The sequence below is a fragment of the Aeromonas sp. s11 genome (assembly GCF_040907945.1).
Lineage (GTDB): Bacteria > Pseudomonadota > Gammaproteobacteria > Enterobacterales > Aeromonadaceae > Aeromonas > Aeromonas veronii.
Genome location: NZ_JBFOCU010000022.1, coordinates 26,043 through 43,074, shown reverse-complemented (window position 1 = coordinate 43,074; position 17,032 = coordinate 26,043). Strand labels below are relative to the sequence as shown.

The 17,032-nt window shown below is 59.8% G+C and carries 17 protein-coding genes and 1 tRNA gene; 9 read left to right on the top strand and 9 right to left on the bottom strand.

Translation table 11 applies throughout. From position 1 onward, the window contains the following. Positions 1–146: 146 nt before the first annotated feature. Positions 147–223 (top strand) — tRNA-Asp (locus tag AB5Y84_RS04920). Positions 224–489: 266 nt separating this feature from the next. Here the strand turns inward: AB5Y84_RS04920 and AB5Y84_RS04915 are convergent. Both AB5Y84_RS04915 and AB5Y84_RS04910 read right to left on the bottom strand, forming a co-directional pair. Next, positions 490–3,072, bottom strand: a complete 2,583-nt coding sequence (locus tag AB5Y84_RS04915) for a GNAT family N-acetyltransferase (protein ID WP_368176484.1) — start codon at positions 3,070–3,072, stop codon at positions 490–492. A gap of 73 nt (positions 3,073–3,145) precedes the next feature. Then, on the bottom strand, positions 3,146–3,337 hold the full coding sequence (locus AB5Y84_RS04910) for a hypothetical protein (RefSeq protein WP_019446537.1): 192 nt from the start codon (positions 3,335–3,337) through the stop codon (positions 3,146–3,148). 191 nt (positions 3,338–3,528) lie between these two features. On the opposite strand from AB5Y84_RS04910, the gene AB5Y84_RS04905 reads away from it, so the two are divergent. Then, positions 3,529–4,395, top strand: coding sequence for a hypothetical protein (locus tag AB5Y84_RS04905; RefSeq protein ID WP_335813293.1), 867 nt, complete (start codon positions 3,529–3,531; stop codon positions 4,393–4,395). Here AB5Y84_RS04905 and ilvY read toward each other — a convergent pair. After that, on the bottom strand, positions 4,384–5,277 hold the full coding sequence (gene ilvY / locus AB5Y84_RS04900) for an HTH-type transcriptional activator IlvY (RefSeq protein WP_005339488.1): 894 nt from the start codon (positions 5,275–5,277) through the stop codon (positions 4,384–4,386). The two genes, AB5Y84_RS04905 and ilvY, sit on opposite strands and share 12 nt — an antisense overlap. Before the next feature lie 221 nt (positions 5,278–5,498). Here ilvY and ilvC point away from each other — a divergent pair, with 221 nt between their 5' ends. After that, the gene (gene ilvC / locus AB5Y84_RS04895; protein WP_041210772.1) at positions 5,499–6,980 is read left to right on the top strand and encodes a ketol-acid reductoisomerase; all 1,482 of its coding nucleotides are present in this window, start codon (positions 5,499–5,501) and stop codon (positions 6,978–6,980) included. Between the two features lie 156 nt (positions 6,981–7,136). Here the strand turns inward: ilvC and pgi are convergent, their stop codons facing one another. The 5 genes from pgi to coaBC all read right to left on the bottom strand — a co-directional run bounded on the left by pgi (position 7,137) and on the right by coaBC (position 12,542). Beyond that, complete coding sequence (gene pgi, locus AB5Y84_RS04890) at positions 7,137–8,786, bottom strand: glucose-6-phosphate isomerase (protein WP_005339491.1); 1,650 nt, start codon at positions 8,784–8,786, stop codon at positions 7,137–7,139. A 347-nt stretch (positions 8,787–9,133) separates the two neighbouring features. After that, the gene (locus AB5Y84_RS04885; protein WP_088868140.1) at positions 9,134–9,970 is read right to left on the bottom strand and encodes a mechanosensitive ion channel domain-containing protein; all 837 of its coding nucleotides are present in this window, start codon (positions 9,968–9,970) and stop codon (positions 9,134–9,136) included. Positions 9,971–10,135: 165 nt separating this feature from the next. Further along, positions 10,136–10,732, bottom strand: coding sequence for a nucleoid occlusion factor SlmA (gene slmA / locus AB5Y84_RS04880; RefSeq protein WP_005339495.1), 597 nt, complete (start codon positions 10,730–10,732; stop codon positions 10,136–10,138). 67 nt (positions 10,733–10,799) lie between these two features. Continuing rightward, complete coding sequence (dut, locus tag AB5Y84_RS04875; protein ID WP_368176483.1) at positions 10,800–11,258, bottom strand: dUTP diphosphatase; 459 nt, start codon at positions 11,256–11,258, stop codon at positions 10,800–10,802. Positions 11,259–11,339: 81 nt separating this feature from the next. Beyond that, positions 11,340–12,542 (bottom strand): bifunctional phosphopantothenoylcysteine decarboxylase/phosphopantothenate--cysteine ligase CoaBC, encoded by a 1,203-nt coding sequence (gene coaBC, locus AB5Y84_RS04870; protein WP_005357385.1) that lies wholly within the window; start codon positions 12,540–12,542, stop codon positions 11,340–11,342. 147 nt (positions 12,543–12,689) lie between these two features. Between coaBC and radC the strand changes: the two genes are divergently transcribed. From radC to AB5Y84_RS04840, 6 genes are all read left to right on the top strand, one after another. Further along, the gene (radC, locus tag AB5Y84_RS04865; protein WP_167569208.1) at positions 12,690–13,364 is read left to right on the top strand and encodes a DNA repair protein RadC; all 675 of its coding nucleotides are present in this window, start codon (positions 12,690–12,692) and stop codon (positions 13,362–13,364) included. A gap of 136 nt (positions 13,365–13,500) precedes the next feature. After that, complete coding sequence (gene rpmB, locus AB5Y84_RS04860; RefSeq protein WP_005307492.1) at positions 13,501–13,737, top strand: 50S ribosomal protein L28; 237 nt, start codon at positions 13,501–13,503, stop codon at positions 13,735–13,737. 11 nt (positions 13,738–13,748) lie between these two features. Next, positions 13,749–13,916 carry a 50S ribosomal protein L33 gene (rpmG, locus tag AB5Y84_RS04855; RefSeq protein WP_005307500.1) on the top strand — a complete coding sequence of 56 codons (168 nt, stop codon included), beginning with the start codon at positions 13,749–13,751 and terminating at the stop codon, positions 13,914–13,916. A gap of 93 nt (positions 13,917–14,009) precedes the next feature. Continuing rightward, the gene (locus AB5Y84_RS04850) at positions 14,010–14,465 is read left to right on the top strand and encodes a hypothetical protein (RefSeq protein ID WP_167557327.1); all 456 of its coding nucleotides are present in this window, start codon (positions 14,010–14,012) and stop codon (positions 14,463–14,465) included. Between the two features lie 24 nt (positions 14,466–14,489). Continuing rightward, entirely contained in the window at positions 14,490–15,302 is an 813-nt protein-coding gene (gene mutM / locus AB5Y84_RS04845) for a bifunctional DNA-formamidopyrimidine glycosylase/DNA-(apurinic or apyrimidinic site) lyase (protein WP_021231536.1), read from the top strand. Between the two features lie 114 nt (positions 15,303–15,416). After that, positions 15,417–16,352, top strand: coding sequence for a VirK/YbjX family protein (locus AB5Y84_RS04840; RefSeq protein WP_368176482.1), 936 nt, complete (start codon positions 15,417–15,419; stop codon positions 16,350–16,352). Between the two features lie 106 nt (positions 16,353–16,458). Here AB5Y84_RS04840 and coaD read toward each other — a convergent pair whose 3' ends face one another. Continuing rightward, on the bottom strand, positions 16,459–16,941 hold the full coding sequence (gene coaD / locus AB5Y84_RS04835; RefSeq protein WP_005356008.1) for a pantetheine-phosphate adenylyltransferase: 483 nt from the start codon (positions 16,939–16,941) through the stop codon (positions 16,459–16,461). Positions 16,942–17,032 lie beyond the last annotated feature (91 nt).

The window sequence follows — 17,032 nt, the reverse complement described above, 5'->3', positions numbered from 1 at the left end:
GCCGATGGTAGTGTGGCATTCGCCATGCGAGAGTAGGACACTGCCAGGCACCCAATTAAACAGCGATGTGAAAAATCACATCACTGGCTGCGAGGTTGCCACCTCAAAAGAAGCAGCAGAAGATTTAGCGAAAGCTAACCGAATGCGGAGCGGTAGTTCAGTCGGTTAGAATACCGGCCTGTCACGCCGGGGGTCGCGGGTTCGAGTCCCGTCCGCTCCGCCACTAATTCGAAGGCCTTCCCGATTGGGAAGGCCTTTTACTATGGGCGTTTTTGTCCATAAGTCCCACAGATTTGTACGCAAGAACCAACACAAAGCCCGGTTTCATAACCGGGCTTTTGTATTTTTAGCGCCTTAAACCACCAATATCTGGCTTTTCTCTGCCAAGTAAGAGTGCCAGATAGCCGATTATTCCCACCATTTTCTGGCTATATCCGAGCCCTATCAGTTTCATTCACTGCCATTTGAACGACTCTACAGATGGTCAAATCAGCCTTCTGCTACCTGCTGGTTGCAGGGCAGTTCCATATTGACCACCCCCTCTTCCATTTGCACATCGATCTTGAAGCCAAGCCGTTTGGCGAGGTTGATCATGCCACGATTGCTGGGCATGGTCATGCCGGATAACTGGCCAATCCCCTGCTCTTTGGCGTAACGGATGATCTTCTCCATCATCAATTTGCCGAGCCCCACCCCTTTCAAGTCCGATCGCACCAGAATAGCAAACTCGGCATCGCTCTGGTCCGGAGTCGAGATAGCGCGTACCACGCCGAGGATCTGATCCTGCAGCTCGCCATCTTGCCCCACCGCTACGAAGGCCATCTCCCGGTCGTAATCGATCTGGGTCATGCGAGCCAGCTCTTCATGGCCCAGCTCGCCCACATCGGCAAAGAAGCGTTTGTACCTGTCTTCATCGGAGACCAGCAGTACGAACTGCTTGTGAGCCGGTTCATCTTCCGGCCGGATCGGGCGTAGCAGGATATGGCGCTGATCTTTAAGCCAGGCACCCTCTTCCAGTTCGGTAGGATAGGGGCGGATAGCCAGTCGGTTGCTGGCCGGGAGGGCGAGGTCAGCCAGCGTGAGGCTGGCATCCAGCACCACCATTTCGGCGCCGCACGCTTGCAGCGGGTGCAGGTCCAGTTCCTGAATTTCAGGAAAGGCGAGCAATAGCTCGGAGAGCTGGCAAAGCACTTGGCCTAAGGCGTCGATATCCAGTCGTTCCGGCGTCGCCTGCTCACGGATCTTGCGGCTCTTGAGGGCGCCGATGATCTGGTAACGAGCCAGTGCCTGATTGAGCGGTGGCAAGGCTGCCACCATCTCCTGCGGTTCTGCGCCTGATTCCCCCAACAGAATGACGGGGCCAAAGATGGCGTCTTGCTGGATCCGCACCCGCAGCTCGAGGCCGCCGCTGCGGCGAGCCATGCGTTGCACCAGCAAGCCTTCGATGCGGGCGCCCGGATCATGCTGTTTGACCCTGTCCAGAATGGCATCTGCAGCTTGCGCCACTTCGGCCGAGGTGCGCAGATTGAGCACCACGCCGTGCACGGCAGACTTGTGCAGGATATCGGGCGAGCGCAGTTTTACCGCCACTGGATAGCCGATCTGCTCGGCGGTGAGGGTCGCCTCAATGGCATCGGTAACGATCCAGGTTGGTAGAGTCGAGAGACCGGCAGCTTGTAAAATCGGGTGCACCAGATGGGTATCCAATCTTAGCTGTTTGCGCTCCAGCGCTTGGCGGATCAGCTGCTGGCACAGCTCGACATTGAGCTGGTTGCCATGTAGTGACGCCGGTGTCTCCATCAACTGCTTCTGGTTGCGGCGGTATTCCACCATGTGCATGAAGGCGGCCATGGCGCTTTCCGGCGTGCGATAGGTCGGGAAGCCCGCCTCGGTAAAGAGCCTGCGCCCCTCCTGCGCCGAGTACTCGCCCGCCCAGTTGGTGAGGATATTGAAACGGCGCGCTCTGGGATGCTGTTTCAGATGGGCGATAAGATGGCTTGCTAGCGGCGCGCTCGGTGCCGTGAGCGAGGGGGCGTGGATGATCAGGATGGCGTCGATGCCATCCTCCTGCAACACGCTGTCCAGCGCCTCCTGATAGGTGGTGATGGTGGCATCGCTGCCAATGTCGAGCGGCGGGCGAGCCAGCTTGCCACCCCGCTCCAGCAGTACATCCACCGCCATATTGGCCAGCCCGCGGCCGTTGGAGATGATGGCGAGTCGCTCTCCCTTGAGGGTCATGGAGTGGCTCAAGGTTTCGACCGCAGCAAACAGTTCGTGGGTATCCCGTACCCGCAGCATGCCAGCACGGCGGATGGCGGCATCATAGACATTGTCGAGGCCGTGGGCCGGTTCGTGGCGCCCGCTTTTCAGTACCAGGATCGGCTTGTTGCGCGAGGCTGCCCGCGCCGCCGAGAGAAAGTGGCGGGCGTCGTGCAACTTGTCCATATAGATCAAAATGGCGCGGGTGACGCTGTCGCGGGAGAGTTGATCCAGCAGCTGGCCGAAGTCGATGTCGCAGTGATCGCCAAGGGAGATGAAGGCAGAGAATCCCAGCTCATGCTGCTTGGCCCAGTCGAGAATGGTGGTGCTGACCGCGGCAGACTGGGAGAGAAAGGCGACTTGCCCGGGCTTGGCGGCAATCGGTGAAAAGCTGGCATTGAGCCCCTGACCGGGCAGCAGCATCCCCATGCTGTTGGGTCCGAGCAGGCGAATGCCATATTGCTTGCAGAGCCGTTTCAGCTCTTGCCGCTCATCTTGTGAAAAATCGGCGGCGAGGATGATGGCTGCGCCCGCTCCCTTCTGGCCGAGCGCCTCCAGCAGGGGGATGACCCGCTCCCGGCGAGTGCAGATGATGGCGAGATCTGGAGCCAGTGGCAGGCTGGCAATGTCGGGATAGGCCAGCACGCCGGCCACTGCTTTGCTGCGCGGGGTGACCGGCAGGATGGGCCCTTTGAAGTGGCCCGCCAGCAGGTGGCGGACGATGACATGGCCCGCTTTGTGCGGATCGGTCGAGGCGCCGATGATGGCGATTGATTGGGGTTTGAACAGCCGATCCAGACCGCTTGCGTTCATGGGCACTCCCGTCGAAAGGGGGAAGATACCAGTCTAATACCTCTTTGTTGCAGGTTCTGTGACCGGCTCCCGATCACCGTTTGTTGAGGGCGTTGGCGCGCAGGTAAAAGCGCAGCTCCCCCTGTACCCGGCGGATGGCACCGAGGTGACGCTCCTGCAGATAGATCTCCTGCTCCCTGTCCAGCAAGGTGCTGGGCAGACCCATGCTCTGCAAATATTCCTCAAACAGGGTTGATCCCTTGATCTCGACCAGATGCTGTTTCATGGCGCTCCTCCCTGATGTAGTTCGATGATGGCGAATATTCAGTCTGCGATCCCTTGCCCGGTTTGCCTATTGTCACTTCTGACATGAGACGGGACAGGAGAAGGTTCACACATCTGGCAGCGAACGCCGCATCAGGCCCTTGGCTGGCGTTATAGTATGACCAGAAGCATGGCGCTTGGATGGTGCAGGGAATGAAGCGAGTCGGATTGTGGTGCATGGTGTTGTGGCTGTGGGCGGCGGATGCGTCGGCTGCCGTGCAGTCGATCCGCGCCTGGAATCTGCTGCTGGAGCATCCCAACCCGGCAGTGGTGCAGTTGTTGCGGCTCTCCCTTGATCTGACGGTGCCTGAATATGGCCCCTACCAGCTGATCTCCAGCCCGCCGATGGAACAGGGGCGGACGGTGAAAGAGCTGCACAGCGGCGAGCTGGTTCAGGTCGGAGTGTTTGCCCCCGATGAGGAGCGGGAAAGGGATCTGCTGGCGGTACACATTCCACTGGCCAAGGGGCTGCTCGGCTGGCGGGTTTGTCTGATCCGGCAGGGGGATGAGGGGCGCTTTGCCGCCATTCATTCGCTGGCCGACTGGCGCCGCTCCGGGCTCATCATCGGCCAGCACAGATCCTGGCCTGACACCCAGTTGCTGAGGGCCAACGGCCTCAATGTGATGGCGGGCAACCTCTACGAAGCGCTGTTCAACATGTTGCGCAAGCAGCGTTTCGACTGCTTTTTGCGCTCAGTCATCGAGGTCGAGGATGAGCTGAAACAGCACCCGGATCTGGCCATCGAGCCCCATCTGGTGTTTCGCTATCCGCTGGCGCTGCTCTTCTTTGTTTCGCCCAAATATCCGGAGCTGGCGCAGCGCATCGAGCTTGGCCTGCTGCGGGCGCGGCAAACCGGGGATTTTGACCGGATCTTCGAGGAGGGGTTTGGCAGTACCATCCGCCGTTTGCAGCTCGACCAGCGGCAGCGCCTCGAGCTGAACAACCCTGATCTGCCGTTGTCGAGTCGCAAGATGATGGCCGACCCGACGCTCATCTACCAGCCCGTCTCAGCGCAGTGAGTTCTGGTTCTGCGCGGTATCCCAGAAGGCGCGGATCAGGGGTTCCTCCAGCCGCTTCTTGAGCACCCCGATCCCCACATCAAATGGCTTGAAGGCTGGCTTGAGGTCGATGATCCGCACCTTGTCACCGAGCGGGCTATGGTCGATTACCGCCGCAGGTACCAGCCCTACGCCACAGCCGAGCGCCACCATGGCGACAATCCCCTCGTTACCTGCCACTTCGGCATAGATGTTGGGGGCGATCCCCTTGTTGCGAAACCATTGGTCGCTGCGTTTGCGGGCCAGTCCCTGTTCGGAGAGGATGACAGGCAGCTGCTCCCAGTCCGGCTCGCCCTGACGGAACCACTGGTTCAGTTGCGGGGCATTGCGCGGCGCGATAAAGACCAGCGGCACCAGTTGCAGGCTGGCGAACTCCAGCTTGGCGGGCAGGGCATCGGGGCGAGCGGCGATGGCGAGATCGGCCTCGTCGGCCAGGATCTTGTCCACCGCCAGCGCCGGGTCGCCGGTCTCCAGCTTGATCTCCAGCTGGGGGTAGCGGCGGCGAAAACGCTCCAGCACCTCGGGTAGCAGGAAGTAGCTGGCAGTGACTGAGCAGAAGACCCGCAGACGACCTTGCAGCGGTTCGTCGCTACGTTTGAGCTCCTGCTTGAGCTGGCGCCACTCCTGCAACAGGCCGCCGCCAAACTCCCGCAGTTTCTCGCCGGCAGGGGTGAGCCGCACCGAGCGGTTGTCCCGCTCGAACAGGATGCAGCCGGTCTCCTGCTCCAGCCGCTGGATGGCGCGGCTCAGGGTGGAGGGGCTGACCGCCATGGCATCGGCACTCTTGCCGAAATGAAGGGAGTCGGCGAGGTGGAGAAACAGCTCGAGATTGCGAAGGTCCATCTTTCAGCTCCTGGCGCGGCTTGTGTGCCCGATATCCAGCGGTTGGCGGCTTGTTTCTGCCATCTCGCGGTACATTCAGCAGGCAATTATGAAGGGTGAGTGTTTCAGTTATTGCAACGTACTATTTCGAATATATCAGTTCAAGCAATAAGTGTCCCGCGCTATAGTGGTTCAGACAACGCCGCTATCCGGCATGGAATCAATCGAACGGAGCAATCACCATGGCTAACTATTTCAACACCTTGAACCTGCGTCAGCAGTTGGCCCAATTGGGCAAGTGTCGTTTCATGCAGCGCGAAGAGTTCGCGGACGGCTGCAACGTGCTGAAGGGCAAGAAGGTGGTGATTGTGGGCTGTGGTGCCCAGGGTCTGAACCAGGGTCTGAACATGCGCGACTCCGGGCTGGATATCTCCTACGCCCTGCGCAAGGCCGCCATCACCGAGAAGCGCGCCTCTTGGCAGAAGGCTACCGACAACGGCTTCGCGGTCGGCACCTATGAAGAGCTGATCCCGACCGCCGATCTGGTGCTGAACCTGACTCCGGACAAGCAGCACTCCGACGTGGTGAAAACCGTGATGCCGCTGATGAAGCAGGGCGCCGCGCTGGGCTACTCCCATGGCTTCAACGTGGTGGAAGAGGGTCAGCAGATCCGCTCCGACATCACCGTCGTGATGGTGGCGCCCAAGTGCCCGGGTACCGAAGTGCGTGAAGAGTACAAGCGCGGTTTCGGCGTACCGACCCTGATCGCCGTTCACCCAGAGAACGATCCCAAGGGCGAAGGCATGGCCATCGCCAAGGCGTGGGCCTCTGCCACCGGCGGCGACCGTGCCGGGGTGCTGGAATCCTCCTTCGTGGCGGAAGTGAAATCCGATCTGATGGGCGAGCAGACCATCCTCTGCGGCATGCTGCAGGCCGGTTCCCTGCTTTGCTACGACAAGCTGGTTGCCGAAGGCACAGACCCGGCCTATGCCGGCAAGCTGATCCAGTTCGGCTGGGAAACCATCACCGAAGCCCTGAAACAGGGTGGTATCAGCCTGATGATGGACCGCCTGTCCAACCCTGCCAAGCTGCGCGCCTTCGAGCTCTCCGAGCAGCTCAAGACCCTGATGCGCCCGCTGTTCGAGAAGCACATGGACGACATCATCGCCGGTGAGTTCTCCCGCGGCATGATGGCCGACTGGGCCGAAGACGATGCCAAGCTGTTCGGCTGGCGTGAAGAGACCGGTAAATCCGCTTTCGAAAACGCCCCGGCGTTTGCAGGCAAGATTGCCGAGCAGGAGTACTTCGACAATGGCGTGGTGATGGTGGCCATGGTCAAGGCGGGTGTCGAGCTGGCGTTCGAGACCATGGTGGCTTCCGGTATCTACGAGGAGTCTGCCTACTACGAATCCCTGCACGAGTTGCCGCTGATCGCCAACACCGTTGCTCGCAAGCGTCTGTACGAGATGAACGTGGTTATTTCCGACACCGCCGAGTACGGCAATTACCTGTTCGCCAACGCCGCCGTGCCGCTGCTGCGTGAGCACTTCATGCCGACTCTGAAAGCGGGCGATCTGGGTGCCAGCAAGGCGGAAGGGCAGAGCGTCGACAACCTGGCGCTGCTGGCGGCCAACGAAGCGACCCGCAACCACCCGATCGAGAAAATCGGCCAGGTACTGCGTGGTTATATGAAAGACATGAAACGCATCGCCGTTGGCGGTTAAGCCCGCATCGGGCTGGATGATGAAGGGGCGGGGATGACGATCCCCGTCGCCGGTCGGACTGGACACCCGCTCGGCCAGCCAGAAAAATCAGCCTGACAGTCATAAAAAAGCCCCGCTCATCGAGCGGGGCTTTTGCATTCAGACAGGCTGGATAAATCAGGCTTTCCACGCTTTCCAGGTGTTGATCAGACCGTTGGTGGAGCAGTCGTGGCTGGTGACAGCCTCGTTGTTGCCCAGCTCCGGCAGGATCTTGTTGGCCAGCTGTTTGCCCAGCTCCACACCCCACTGGTCGAAGGAGAAGATGTTCCAGATTGCGCCCTGTACGAAGATCTTGTGCTCGTACATGGCGATCAGGGCACCCAGGGTTTTCGGGGTCAGGCTCTTGAACAGGATGGAATTGGTCGGGCGGTTGCCTTCGAACACCTTGAACGGCACCAGATCCTTGACCTGCTCCAGGGTTTTGCCAGCAGCCAGGAACTCGGCTTCAACCTCTTCCTTGCTCTTGCCGAAGGCCAGCGCCTCGGTCTGGGCGAAGAAGTTGGCCAGCAGTTTCGGGTGGTGATCACCGATCGGGTTGTGGCTGATGGCCGGCGCCAGGAAGTCACAGGGGATCAGCTTGGTGCCCTGATGGATCAGCTGGTAGAAGGCGTGCTGGCCGTTGGTGCCCGGCTCACCCCAGATGATGGGGCCGGTCTGGTAGTCAACCGGCTTGCCGTTGCGATCCACGTACTTGCCGTTGGATTCCATGTTGCCTTGCTGGAAGTAGGCAGGGAAGCGGTGCATGTACTGGTCGTACGGCAGAATGGCTTCGGACTCGGCACCGTAGAAGTTGTTGTACCACAGGCCAATCAGCGCCAGCAGCACCGGCACGTTCTGCTCATAAGAGGCAGTGGCGAAGTGCATGTCCATCTCGAAGGCGCCTTGCAGCAGGGCTTCGAAGTTCTCGAAACCGACAGACAGGGCGATGGGCATGCCGATGGCAGACCAGGAGGAGTAGCGGCCGCCGACCCAGTCCCAGAACTCGAACATATTGTTGGTGTCGATGCCGAACTCGGCCACGGCCTTGCCGTTGGTGGAGAGCGCGGCGAAGTGCTTGGCAACGTGGGCCTTGTCACCGGCGATATTGATAAACCAGTCGCGGGCGGTCAGGGCGTTGGTCATGGTCTCCTGGGTGGTGAAGGTCTTGGAGGCCACCAGGAACAGGGTGGTTTCCGGATCGATCTTCTTCAGGGTCTCGGCGATGTGAGTGCCATCGACGTTGGAGACGAAGTGCATCTGCAGATGGTTTTTGTAGGGGCGCAGTGCCTCGGTGATCATCACCGGACCCAGATCAGAGCCACCGATACCGATGTTGACCACATGCTGGATCGCTTTGCCGGTGTAGCCTTTCCACTCGCCGGAGATGATCTTCTCGCAGAAGCCTTTCATCTTGGCCAGTACGGCGTTCACTTCCGGCATCACGTCCTTGCCATCGCACTCGATGGGGCGGTCGGAGCGGTTGCGCAGGGCCACGTGCAGTACGGAGCGGCCTTCGGTCATGTTGATCTTGTCGCCATTGAACATGGCATCGATCGCGCTGCGAAGATCGGTCTCTTTGGCCAGATCAACCAGCAACTTGAGGGTTTCTTCGGTGATCAGGTTCTTCGAGTAATCAACCAGGATGTCGCCGCCGAAGGTAAGGGAAAACTTGTCAAAGCGCTTCGGGTCCTGCGCGAACAGATCCTTGAGTCGGGTCTCTTTGTTTGCTGCAAAGTGGGCTTCCAGTGCCTGCCAGGCCTGGGTTTGGGTTGGATTGATATTTTTCATAGGATTCCTGAAATGCCAAGTTGTGTTTGAACCTTGCAGGCAAGGTCCCGCCAAACCTTATTATCCGAGCATTATAGCGAGCCGATCGGGCGGCCCGTGTAACAGATTTTTACCGATTGTCTTTTACCGCAATGGGTCACTGCCGGGAGCATACAACCAGAACATTGGGATTATGTGTCACGAAAGCAAGGCGGATCTTGCGCTTGCTCATGATTGGGGCCACCCCGATAGCCTGAAATTGTTTTCATCCGGTTGGCGTGGTTATGCATCGACATGGCCATGGGCTGGGGCCAGAAACGACAATGCCAGCCCGAAGGCTGGCATTGTGGGTTGCTGCTTTACCGCGATCACGCCTGCGTTTTTTGCATGTGCATCACCATCTGCGGGAAGGGGATCTCGATGCCTTCGGCATCAAAGGTCAGTTTCACCTTCTCGTGGAAGTCGAACCAGACACCCCAGTAGTCAGCGGTTTTCACCCAGGGGCGCACCACGATATTGACCGAGGAGTCGGCCAGCGCGGCAACGGCGATGGTAGCGGCCGGATCTTTCAGGATGCGCGGCTCTTCGCTTACCAGACGCTCGAGGATCTGTTTGGCCTTGCGCAGGTCAGAGCCGTAGCCGATGCCAAAGGTCATATCGACGCGGCGGGTATCCATACGCGAGTAGTTGACGATGGTGCCGTTGAGGATGGCGGAGTTCGGTACTACCACCATCTTGTTGTCACCTGAGGTGAGGGTAGTGGTAAAGAGCTGAACGGACTGCACTACACCCGCAGTGCCTGCCACCTCGATAAACTCGCCCGCCTTGATGGGGCGGAAGATGATCAGCAGGAAGCCGGCAGCGAAGTTGGAGAGCGAGCCTTGCAGCGCCAGACCGATGGCCAGACCGGCGGCACCGATAATGGCGACGAAGGAGGCGGTCTGCACGCCGACACGGCCCAGCGCGGCGATCACCACGAACACCAGAATGGCGTATTTGAGGATGCTGCCGACAAAGTGGGTGACGGTGGTGTCCAGCTTGCGGGCCTGCATCACCTTGACCACGCCACCGCTGATGAGGTTGGCGGCGATATAGCCGACCAGCAGGGTCAGCAGGGCGGCGGCGATATTGACGCCGTATTCGATCAGCAGTCCCTGATTATTGACCAGCCAGGTCTGCGCTTCGGTAATGATTTCGGGTTCCATAGGATGTCCTGTCAGGTTCTAAAAGGTTTATGGTGGATAAATCTAACACCGCAGCGCGACAGTACGGGTCGCATCTGGTACTTCTTTTCTGCCATAAAAACCTGACACAAAAAAGAAGGGAGGCCAAAGCCTCCCTTCTTTTTGCTGAATGATGCGAAAAAACCATCAGCTCTGCAGCAGCTGGCTGCGGATAAATTGCCACTGATCTTCAAAACCGGCGGTCGGCTTGAGCTTGAACTCGGAGCGCACGAACTGGCTGATGCGACCTTCGGTGTAGGCCAGCAGCAGATTGGCCAGCATGGTTTCGTCGAGCTGGAAGCCTTGCCCCTCGCGCAGCCGCTTCTCGCGCAGCACCTGTTTGATCTGGGTCTCCAGCTTGTCGAACAGGATGCTGATGCGATCCCGCAGCCGATCGTGCTCACCCAGCAGGGCGTCGCCATTGAGGATGCGGGTGATGCCGGGGTTGCGCTCGGCGAACACCAGCAGCAGCTGCAGGATATGGTGACAGCGCGCCATGGTGTCCTTCTCTTCCGCCATGATCAGATTGACCCGTGACAGCAGGGAATCCTCGATAAAGTCGATCAGCCCCTCGAACATCCGCGCCTTGCTGGGAAAATGTCGATAGAGGGCTGCTTCAGAGACGCCGACCTCGGCCGCCAGACGGGCCGTGGTGATGCGCTGACCCGGACTGGTTTCCAGCATATGGGCGAGCGCCTGCAGGATCTGATCGCGCCGACTCTGTTTCTGATTACTGCTTGCCATGGATTCCCCTAAAAAACAATGGCTTGATTCTATTATTAAGCACCGCCCATCAGGCTGGTGTGGTCTGTTATTGGCGACCAGAAGAACCAAAACCGCCTTCACCCCGTTCGCTCTGATTGAACTCATCGACCAGTTGGAAGCTGGCCTGAACTACCGGCATGATCACCAGCTGGGCGATGCGCTCGCCGGGTTGCATGGTGAACTCATCCTTGCCGCGGTTCCAGACCGAGACCATCAGCTGACCCTGGTAATCGGAATCGATGAGACCGACCAGGTTGCCCAGCACGATGCCGTGCTTATGGCCGAGACCAGAGCGGGGCAGAATGGTGGCACACAGACCCGGATCCTGGATGTGAATGGCCAGACCGGTCGGCACCAGGGTGGTATCACCCGGAGCCAGAGTCAGCGGCGCATCCAGCAGAGCGCGCAGATCCATGCCGGCAGAGCCCGGTGTGGTGTAGGCGGGCAGCGGGTACTCGGTACCGATACGGGCATCCAGAATCTTCAGTTCAATTTGTGTAGTCATGAATCGCTTTTTCAGTTGGATCTTGTATTGGCGCCCCTCTTGGCAAGGCGGGGCGCCGTGAGTCTTGTTCTGTCGGGACGCTCAGTGCCGGTAGTGGCGCGCAATCAGGGCGATGAGGTGACGGGCCAGCGTCAGCTTGTCGGCCAGCGGCAGCGGGGCCTGGCCCCCTTGCCAGAACACGGTCAGGGCGTTGTCATCGGCGTTGAAGCCTTGCCCCTCGCGGGACACATCGTTGGCGGCGATCATGTCCAGCCGCTTACGCTGCAACTTGTCGAGGGCGTATTGTTCCACATCCACGGTTTCGGCGGCAAATCCGACGGTGAAGGGTTTGTCTGAAAGGGCGCCGACGGCCGCGATGATGTCGGGGTTTTTCACCAGCTTCACCACCATCTGGTCGTTGTCACCAGTCTTCTTGATCTTCTGACTGGCCACCTGTTCGGGACGGTAGTCGGCTACCGCGGCGCAGCCGATGAAGAGGTCGCACTCGCCGACCCGGCTCATCACCGCCTGATGCATCTGCTCGGCGCTCTCCACATCGACACGGGTCACGCCAGCAGGCGTAGCCAGCGTCACCGGGCCGCTCACCAGCGTCACTTCGGCGCCCGCTTCGCGGGCGGCGCGAGCGATGGCGTAGCCCATCTTGCCGGAGCTGTGGTTGCTGATGTAGCGCACCGGATCGAGCGCCTCGCGGGTTGGCCCTGCGGTGAGCAGCAGCTTGACGCCTGCCAGCAAGGGCTCGGCGGCCAGCTGCTGACAGCAGCGATCCACCAGTTCGAGGGGGTCCAGCATCCGCCCCGGGCCCACATCGCCACAGGCCTGGCTGCCGGCATCCGGCCCCCACAGCAGAATGCCGCGGCTGGCCAGGGTCTTGAGGTTGGCCTGGGTGGCGGCGTTGAGATACATCTGCTGGTTCATTGCTGGTGCCAGCGCGATGGGCGCCGGAGTGGCCAGACAGAGGGTGGTCAGCAGTTCGTCGGCCATGCCTGCAGCCATCCGCGCCATCAGGTTGGCGCTGGCGGGGGCGATCAGTACCAGATCGGCCCACTTGGCCAGCTCGATATGGCCCATGCCCGCCTCGGCAGAGGGATCCAGCAGGCTGTAGGCCACCGGATGACCGGAGACCGCCTGCAGGGTCAGCGGGGTGATGAACTCCTTGGCGGAGCGGGTCATCACCACCCGCACTTCGGCGCCCTGATCTTTCAGGCGGCGTACCAGCTCGGCACTCTTGTAGGCGGCGATCCCGCCACTGACACCCAACAGGATGCGTTTATCGGCCAATCTCATCTGCTGTTTCTCTATCCGGCTCATTCTGACTGGTCGGCTAAGATACCACAGGCAATGGATGACGACAGGGGTTGGCATCAAGGGGTGTGCTCGGGCGCGCGCAATTTTTTGCTATGTTTTTTCTCAACAGGGATGAGGGAGAGACAAATGAGCATCAAAGAGTGGCCGGAAGATGAACGCCCCAGAGAGAAGCTGCTGCGTCAGGGGCCCGCGGCGCTCTCCGATGCCGAGCTGCTCGCCATCTTTCTGCGCACCGGCGTCAATGGCCTGAGTGCAGTGGATCTTTCACGTAATCTATTGAATCAATTCGGCTCTTTACGCAGTTTGCTGGGGGCGGATCAACGGGCATTCTGCGAGGCGCACGGCCTTGGCCCGGCCAAATATGCCCAGTTGCAGGCGGTGCTGGAGATGGCCAGACGCCATCTGGCCGAGCAGTTGCAGCGGGGCAATGCGCTCACCTCGCCCCAGCTGACCCGCGACTATCTGCAGGCCCAGTTGCGGGATCGGCCACGCGAGGTGTTTGCCCTGCTGTTGCTCGACAATCAGCACAGAGTCATTCAATTTGTTGAGCTTTTTTTCGGCACAATCGATTCGGCGAGCGTCTGGCCAAGAGAAATCGTGCAGATCGCGCTCAAACATAATGCAGCCGCGGTGATTCTGGCGCATAATCACCCGTCCGGCGTCGCCGAGCCCAGCAGGGCCGACCGCCAGATCACGGATCGGATCACGGCCGCTTTGGCCCTGATCGATATCAGAGTGCTGGATCACTTGGTGATCGGTGATGGCATCACGGTTTCTTTTGCCGAGCGCGGTTGGCTATAACTGTGCTCTGGCACCGTATTAGTTGATCTTTGATCACGGATGCTGTATAAAATGCCGCCTTCTGTTTGCCCCGCAATCGAAGGCCAGCGGGGCAGATATTTGCTCGAGCAATGAAGTAAGATTTGGAGAGACTGACATGTCTAGAGTATGCCAAGTAACCGGCAAGCGCCCGGCAGTTGGTAACAACCGTTCGCACGCTAACAACGCCACCAAGCGTCGTTTCCTGCCGAACCTGCACACTCACCGTTTCTGGGTTGAGAGTGAAAAACGCTTCGTAAGCCTGCGCGTATCCGCAAAAGGCATGCGTATCATCGACAAGCGTGGCGTTGAAGTGGTTCTGGCTGAACTGCGCGCCAGCGGTGTTAAGGTATAAGGAATTAGATCATGGCTAAAGGTATTCGCGAGAAAATTCGCCTGAACTCCAGCGCCGGTACTGGTCACTTCTATACCACTACCAAAAACAAGCGCACCATGCCCGAAAAAATGGAGATCAAAAAGTTTGATCCCGTTGTTCGTCAGCATGTGATCTACAAGGAAGGCAAAATCAAGTAATTACTTGATGCTGCATTCCCAAAAACCCGGCTTCGTGCCGGGTTTTTTTATGCGCCGAATTCAGTACACTGCCGGTTCAAAGGGAGGCTTGCCATGTTCAAATTGAGCCGCAAAGGCTGGAATAACGTGATCATTGTGGTGGTGCTGATCGTGATCACCCTGTTGCATCGTATGGAGACTGCCCAGCAGGAGAACAGCGCCAAGCGGGCTCGCCCCTTGCTGCCGGATGCGTCTGTGGTGCTCACCTGGCAGGGGCCGAGCTGGCAGATTGAGCGGATCGGGCAGGGCTGGCGCAGCGTGCCGGATCTGGGGCTCGACACGGCGCAGCTGGATGCCCGTCTGGCACGCTGGCAGAGCTGGTTGCTGTCCCCCGGCGAGGTGGTGCGCGGTACCCCGGTGACCATCAAGGTGTGGATTGCCGGCCAGAGCGATCCGGTCGAGATCGGCCTCTATCAGAACAGCGGCCAATATGGCGCTCAGCTGCCCTCCGGTCTCTGGCTCGCCCTCACTGCCGAGCAGTATCGCGATCTGCTGCGCCCTGCCCCCTGAGTTCCTTTTCCTTGCGAGGTGCCCATGCCTGAATTGCCAGAAGTTGAAGTCAGTCGTCAGGGGATCTCCCCCTGGCTCACCGGTATCAAGGTGACGCGTGTAGTGGTGCGGGATGGCCGCCTGCGCTGGCCGATCCCCGGTGAAATTCAGGAGCTGGTGGACCTCACCATCCATCGGGTGCGTCGCCGTGCCAAATACCTGCTGCTGGAGACCGATTTCGGCACCGCCATCCTTCATCTGGGGATGTCCGGCAGCCTGCGTGTACTGGATATCGGCACCCCGGCCGAGAAGCACGACCACGTGGATATCGAGCTGGAGAATGGCAAGCTGCTGCGGCTCAACGATCCGCGCCGCTTCGGCGCCCTGCTCTGGACTCGCGAACCGGCCGAAGCCCATGCGCTGCTCGCCAAGCTGGGGCCCGAGCCGCTCACTGATGCCTTCAGTGCTGATTACCTGCGTGAGCGCGCCAAGGGGCGCAGCACCGCCATCAAACAGTTCCTGATGGACAATCAGGTGGTGGTCGGGGTGGGCAACATCTACGCGAACGAGGCGCTCTATGCTGCTGGCATTCACCCCAAACGGGCGGCGGGCAATATCAGTGCCGAGCGGCTGGGAACCCTGGTGGCCGAGATCAAGCGGGTGTTGGCCGAGGCAATTCGCCAGGGCGGCACCACTCTCAAGGATTTCACCAGTGCCGATGGCAAGCCGGGCTATTTCGTGCAGCAGTTGCAGGTCTACGGCCGTGGCGGTCAGCCCTGTTTCCACTGTCACACCCTGCTGACCGAGACAAGAATGGGCCAGCGCACCACGGTTTTTTGCAGTCATTGCCAGCGCTGAGCGCACTTTTTGCTCCGATTCGGGGGAAGTTGTAACAGCGTATTTCCACTCTGTTGAAGATTTGCACAGCTGTCACTAGTATCCCGACCGTTCAGGCGGTTTGAGAATATAAAAATGACAGTTAAATCAATAGACTGGGAATATTTATCCCGGCAGGAGCGCTATTGCGCAAAATCCATGGCCCGCTTCCTCTACCCCGAGGGATGTGACCGGAAAACCTTCAATCGCGGCAAGTTCGTGCTGCGCAGCCTGCTCTATCGCAAGTCGCTGAGCCGGGTCTTCAGCCTGTTTCAGTGCGACTCGCTCAAGGCGCTGCCGGCGGTCTATCCCGAGCTGCTCGACAAGCCGATGCGCCCCTATCGCTTCGCCTGTGCCAGCGCCCGTGAGCGGGCCGAGATGCTGGAAAATCACTATCGGTTGCTGCTGGAGTGCTACCCGCAGCTGATCGACCCCCTCTATCTGGGCGAGGGGATCGCGCTGGGGCACTATCCCCAGAGCGGCTGCCGCATTCTGCTGCGCCACGATGGCACCTTCCGCCGCGAGGCCGAGCTGGCGCTCTCCATCGTCAACGGCGAGGGGCAGCGCCTCTACAGCTGCGCCTTTTCGCTGGCGGGCAGTGCGGATCGTTTGATTCTGATGATCGGCTCCATGCAGGGGCCGGAGCCTGCAGTCGACAATGCCCAGGAGCGGGTGCGCGAGCTGACCAAAGAGGGGCACGGCCTGCGGCCCAAATCCCTGCTGGTGCAGCTGGTGCAGCAACTGGCGCAGGCCATGGGGGCGGCAGAGGTACTGGCGGTGCGCAAGCGGGCCCACGTGTTTCAGGCCAAGCGCTACAGCAGCAAGCAGAAAGCCAATTTGCAGGCCGATTATGACGAGCTGTGGCAGGAGTTCGACGCCCGGGATGTGGATGCCAACTTCGTCGCTCTGCAAGCCCAGCCGCGCAAGCCGCTGGAGGAGATCGCCTCCAAGAAGCGGGCCATGTATCGGCGCCGCTACGAGTGGCTCGATCTGCTGGTGCAGGAGATGAATGAGCGGTTTGCCCGTCAGTAACCGGCAAGCAGGCTGACCTCTCTATAACGAGACAGATACAACAAGGGCTACCCGTAGGTAGCCCTTGTTCGTAGTTGCCGTCAGGAATGGCGAGTATGGAAGGGGATCACCCTTTCTGTTTGGCTGCGATGGCCTGGGCTACCACGGGGTCGACAAACTGACGAATGTCGCCACCGTGCAGCGCCACCTCTTTCACCAGAGTGGAGGAGATAAAGGAGTTCTCCTCCGCCGGGGTGAGGAAGACGCTTTCCAGCTCCGGCATCAGGCGGCGGTTCATGTTGGCCAGCTGGAACTCGTACTCGAAGTCGGAGACGGCGCGCAGGCCGCGGATCAGCACGTTGGCCTGATGCTCTTTGGCAAAATCGACCAGCAGACCGGAGAAGCCCACCACCTTGACGTTGGGAAGCTGGCTGGTCACTTGCTGGACAAGCTGGACACGTTCTGCCAGATCGAACAGCGGGCGCTTGCTCGGGCTGTTGGCGACCCCGACCACCACCTCGTCAAACAGCTTGGCGGCGCGGCCGATGAGATCGGCGTGGCCATTGGTAACGGGATCAAAAGTCCCGGGATAAATTACCCTGGTAGTCATCTTTGCGGTCCTGCAACCTGGAAATTTGGTCGCATTATAAGGTCGTCGCTTGAGAATAGCAGTGCATCAGGCAAGAATACGCCATCGCGCA